Below are 4,338 nucleotides of genomic sequence, written 5' to 3'. Positions count from 1 at the left end.
GCCGCGCCCGTCCCGGCGGCCCGCACGCGCGACACGCTGCGCCGCCCGGCCGTGTGGCTGGGGATGCTGACCTTTTTCCTGTACACCGGGCTCGAGGTGGTGGCCGCGCAGTGGAGCTACTCGCTGCTCACGCTGGGCCGGGGCGTGCCGGAGACGGCGGCGGGGCTGTTCGTGGGCCTGTACTGGGGCAGCCTGATGGTGGGGCGCGTCCTGTTCGGGGTGATTGCCCACCGGGTGCCGCTGGCAGGCACGCTGCGGGTGTGCCTGATGGCCAGCGTGGCCGGGGCGCTGCTGCTGTGGCTGGAGCCGACCCGGACCCTGGCGGTCGCCGGGCTGATGATGATCGGCTTTTTCCTCGCGCCCATCTTCGCCTCGCTGATCAGCCTGACGCCGGGGCGCGTCGGGCAGGCGCACGCCGACAGCGCCATCGGCTTTCAGGTCGCCGCCGCCGGGCTGGGCGGGGCCGCGCTCACGGCGCTGGTGGGCGTGCTCTCGCGCTGGGGCGGGCTGGAGGTGATCGGGGCCTCTATCGCCGTGCTCGCCGCGCTGCTGCTGGCGCTGTACGAGGTGTTTATGCGGGTGGGGGGCGGGGAACGGTGACACCCTGGCCCTTGCCCCCCGGGCACAACCGGGACCTCCCGGCTTCCCCCGGCCTCCGGCTCAGCGCACGGCCTCCACCCGGACGCTCCCCACGCCGCCCGTGACCTGCATCTCGGCACGGTTGGGGTTGGTGCCCGGGGCCTCCTGCCTCATCCGGGGCCGTCCCATCTGCCCCGGCCCACCACCTGCGGCTGCTCGCCCGGCCCGGGGTTCAGGAGCGCCCGGGCCGCTGGGCCAGCAGCAACGCGCCGCCCAGCACGATCAGGGCGACCGGCCAGTACAGGGCCAGCAGGCCGCTGATCCAGCCGCCGCTCAGCACGGCGAGCGCGAGGGTTCCGGCCGCCGGGTACCAGGCCCAGCGGTGGGTCGCGCCCCGGGCCCGGGCGGTGGGCAACGCGGCCAGCCCCAGGAAGGTCGCCGCCAGTCCGAAGAAGAGCAGCGGCCCGGCAGCCTGGCCCGGAAAGGCGGCGGCCAGCGACAGCGACACCACCGCGCCGCCGGGAATCACGGCCCACCAGTGTTCGGGATGCCGGGCGGCGATGGCGAGGAAGCCCGCGCCCACCGACGCGAGGAAGGCGGCCCCGCCCCACGCCGCTCCGCTGGCGACCACCGCCAGGGTCAGCCCCAGCAGCACCCCGCCCGGAATAAAGGCCCACCAGTCCCCCGCGCGGCGCAGGGCCAGTCCCAGGAACAGGACGCTGCCCAGCGCGAACACCACGCCCCAGAGGGTGGCGGACACGCCCGACCACACCTCGAGGTTGCCCAGCAGCGCCAGCAGCCCGGTTCCCAGCAGCAGCCAGCCCCACAGGGCGTTCGTGCCTGACGATGACCGCATACCCGCCTCCTTCGGGGAGAACACCTCTCCCGGGTGGACCTTGAGCCTTCCGCGCGGCGGTGGGGAGACCGGCGGCGGGGAGACCGGCGGCGGGGAGACGGTCAGGCCGTGGGGTCCGGCCGGGCCACCCCGTCGCGGGTGACCACGACCCTGACGTGGGTCACCAGGGCCGCGAGGGCCCCCAGCGCGGCGAGCGCGGGGGCAGAAAGCACCACCAGACCGCCCGCCACGGTCCCCAGGGTCAGGGACATGCCCATCAGTTCCTCGCCGTCCTCGCTGAAGATGGTGACGCGCCGGGCGCTCCCCTCGCGGGCAAGTTCGCGCACCCGCTCGACGAGTTCGGCGCCTGTCACCTCCAGTTCCTCCAGGAAGGTGCGCGGGGGTTCTGCGGGCGTGCCGGGTGTGGCGGCTGTCTTGTCTTGGTCGGTCATGGCCGGACCTCCTCACCCCACAGCGTGAACCCCGGGTGTTACCGGGGAATTACCGCGCCCGGCGACCCAGCGGCCTCGGGAGCAGACCGAAGCCGTACCCGTTGCCGCTCGGAACGGCGTTCTACACGGCCACCTGCCCCCAGACCGGGAGTGGAGGGGGCGACAGAAGGCACGTCACGCTGAGGGCGACCCGCTCGGTGTCGCCGTCCCGGAAACCGTGGACGATCAGGGCGCTGATGGTCCCGTCTCACGCTCTTGCCAGCCGGGACAGCCGCCAGCCCACGGCGGCGAACCAGGCGGGAAGCAGCAGGCCGTGCAGGAGGGACGCGGGGCCGGTCATGTCCCGCAACGCCTCGCCCACGAGCCCCAGCGTCCCGACCACGGTTCCCCGCCAGGCCACGCCCCGTGGAGAGGCGCCGCGCGGCATCGGCAGCGAGATCAGCACGAGGCCCAGGGCGGAGAGGAGGCCGGCGGGATGGAGATGGACCGCGTTGCTGGCGGCGATCAGCGCCCCGCCGGGTGACGAGCAGACGTGCCGCCGTGGGCGAGCGCCGGACCTCCAGCCCCCCGTCCTGCCCTGTCCGCCTCCCCCCCTGCCTTCATGCCGCAGTCATGCTGATGTCAGGAAGACGGGCGGCTTTCCACGCGGCGTTCATTCCGGAGTCACGGCCTTCACATCACAGTGGGGGCAGTCAGGGCTCCCCGACGAGCGGAGGAGCTGGCGCGGCGGTTGAGGGTGACGGCCACCCGGCGCCGCCGCCGTGGAGGAGGGAGAGACCATGAAAATGAAACGCGCGAGTGCCTTGCTCGGACTGTCGCTCTTGCTGGCGGGGTGCGGGCAGCAGGTGCAGACCCCACCCGCCGTGCTGCGGGCCCAGACCGCCGTGCCCTCGGGGCCGACGCTGCAGCTGTCGCTGGCCGCCCAGCGTGAGCAGGTCCGTGACACCCGGACGACCTATGCCTGGACGCTGACCAAGCGGGCGGTGCCCGACGGCCGCGACGACACGGCGGCCTTCGAGGTCACGGCCGACCTCACGACGACCGTGGGCGCCCCGGAACTCCGGTCGACGCGGACCACGGTGTCGAGCGGCGCGGCGCCCCTGCAACTGTGCAACACGGGGGGTACGGCGATTCCCGTCGCCGCGCTGAGCCTGCAGGTGGTGGGGCTGGACGCGGGCGGCGCGGCCCTGGCCGATTCCATCGACGTCAGCGGCCTGTTCGGGGCGCTGCCGCTCTCTGTCCCGGCCTCCGGGTGTCTCAGCGCGGCCCTGCTGCTCACCAGCGACGACGCGGCCCTCACGGCCGGGCAGCGGGCCATGCTGAACGCCGCCGCCAGCTTCCGGCTGGCCTACGCCGTGACAGCGGGCGGCAGCCTCAGCGGCACGCATGGACCGGTCAGCCCGGCCCTCTCGGTCACCGACACGGCCTCCAGCACGGGCGACCGCAGCGTGACCCTCAGCGATCCCGAGTTCGGCTCCTCGGAGACGGTCAGCGCGGACACCACCAGAACCTTTGCCCGGACCTTTTCCTGCGCGGACAGGGCGGGGCTGGAGCCCGTGCCGGGCAGCACGACCGGGTACACCTTCGCCAACACCGCCTTCCTGAAGGGCGCCAGCACCGACCTGCACAGCAGCGCGGCCGACACCGTGACGCTGCGCTGCGCCGTCAGCGGCTGCACCTACACCCAGGGCTACTACAAGACCCACGCCGAGTACTTCCAGGGCAAGCTCAACCGCAAGTACGACCCCGCCGCCTGGGCCGGAGCCCGCAACTGGGTCGGCAGCGAGACGCAGCTGCGAATCGGCAACCGCGACTACACCCAGCAGGCGATCACCCGTCTGTACGACACGCCGCCCGCGGGCAACCCGGCCGTCGCCCTGTTCCACCAGCTCGCCACCGCCCGGCTGAACCTGCTCAAGTCGGCTCCGGCGCTGCCCCACCCGGACACCTCCGCCGCCATCGGGGCCGCCGACGCCTGGTTCGCCGCCCATCCCGGCTGGGCCAGCGGCACCTTCGGCACCCGCCCGGCCAGCGACTGGACCGGCCTTCTGGACGCCTTCAACAACGGCGGCGACAGTCTTCACTGCGACTGAGCGCCGCCCCCCGCACCTGGACCACCTCTGAATAGCCAGCCCCCGGTGGGCTCCCGGTTCTCCCAGGAGCCCGCCAGGGGCTGGGTCGTGGGCGGGAGGCACGGAGCTGGAGCTGCCCCCCGCCCGCCCTCAGCGGGCCGCCACCACCACCAGTTTGAGGGTCGTGGTGCGGCTGCCGCCCTCGCCGCTCACGGTCACCACGACGTCGTGGGAGCCGGGAGGGGTTGCGGCGGGCACGGTCAGGAGCACCTCGGCGCGGCCCTGCTCCAGCGCGGGGGTCAGCACCTGCCCGAAGGCCTCGACCCGCACCTCGCGGGCGCCCTGGGTCTGCACCTGCAGCTGCACGCGCGTTCCGGGCGCGGCGGTGCCCGGCGAGAGG

6 protein-coding genes are annotated in these 4,338 nt (G+C 73.9%); 2 read left to right on the top strand and 4 right to left on the bottom strand.

Features of this window, described 5'->3' with window-relative positions:
- Window positions 1-600 (top strand): MFS transporter (locus QOL99_RS15385; RefSeq protein ID WP_326522594.1); only part of this gene is annotated, 600 nt, incomplete at its 5' end.
- A 211-nt stretch (window positions 601-811) separates the two neighbouring features.
- Here QOL99_RS15385 and QOL99_RS15380 read toward each other — a convergent pair.
- The 3 genes from QOL99_RS15380 to QOL99_RS15370 all read right to left on the bottom strand — a co-directional run bounded on the left by QOL99_RS15380 (window position 812) and on the right by QOL99_RS15370 (window position 2,311).
- Window positions 812-1,435 (bottom strand): hypothetical protein, encoded by a 624-nt coding sequence (locus tag QOL99_RS15380; protein ID WP_285525114.1) that lies wholly within the window; start codon window positions 1,433-1,435, stop codon window positions 812-814.
- Window positions 1,436-1,536: 101 nt separating this feature from the next.
- Window positions 1,537-1,866 carry a DUF4342 domain-containing protein gene (locus QOL99_RS15375; protein WP_285525112.1) on the bottom strand — a complete coding sequence of 110 codons (330 nt, stop codon included), beginning with the start codon at window positions 1,864-1,866 and terminating at the stop codon, window positions 1,537-1,539.
- A gap of 247 nt (window positions 1,867-2,113) precedes the next feature.
- Window positions 2,114-2,311, bottom strand: coding sequence for a hypothetical protein (locus QOL99_RS15370; RefSeq protein ID WP_285525111.1), 198 nt, complete (start codon window positions 2,309-2,311; stop codon window positions 2,114-2,116).
- A gap of 334 nt (window positions 2,312-2,645) precedes the next feature.
- Here QOL99_RS15370 and QOL99_RS15365 point away from each other — a divergent pair, with 334 nt between their 5' ends.
- Entirely contained in the window at window positions 2,646-3,959 is a 1,314-nt protein-coding gene (locus QOL99_RS15365; RefSeq protein WP_285525109.1) for a hypothetical protein, read from the top strand.
- 129 nt (window positions 3,960-4,088) lie between these two features.
- Here the strand turns inward: QOL99_RS15365 and QOL99_RS15360 are convergent.
- A partial coding sequence (locus tag QOL99_RS15360) for a hypothetical protein (protein ID WP_285525107.1) occupies window positions 4,089-4,338 on the bottom strand: 250 nt, incomplete at its 5' end.

It is taken from the genome of Deinococcus rhizophilus, assembly GCF_030271215.1.
GTDB lineage: Bacteria > Deinococcota > Deinococci > Deinococcales > Deinococcaceae > Deinococcus > Deinococcus rhizophilus.
Note: the sequence above shows the minus strand (reverse complement) of the source record. Positions and strands in the feature narration are given on the sequence as shown.

Bases quoted from the DNA above. Each gene is read 5' to 3' on its own strand.
- QOL99_RS15380 (WP_285525114.1), bottom strand. From the start codon at position 1,435: ATGCGGTCATCGTCAGGCACGAACGCCCTGTGGGGCTGGCTGCTGCTG.
- QOL99_RS15375 (WP_285525112.1), bottom strand. From the start codon at position 1,866: ATGACCGACCAAGACAAGACAGCCGCCACACCCGGCACGCCCGCAGAA.
- QOL99_RS15365 (WP_285525109.1), top strand. From the start codon at position 2,646: ATGAAAATGAAACGCGCGAGTGCCTTGCTCGGACTGTCGCTCTTGCTG.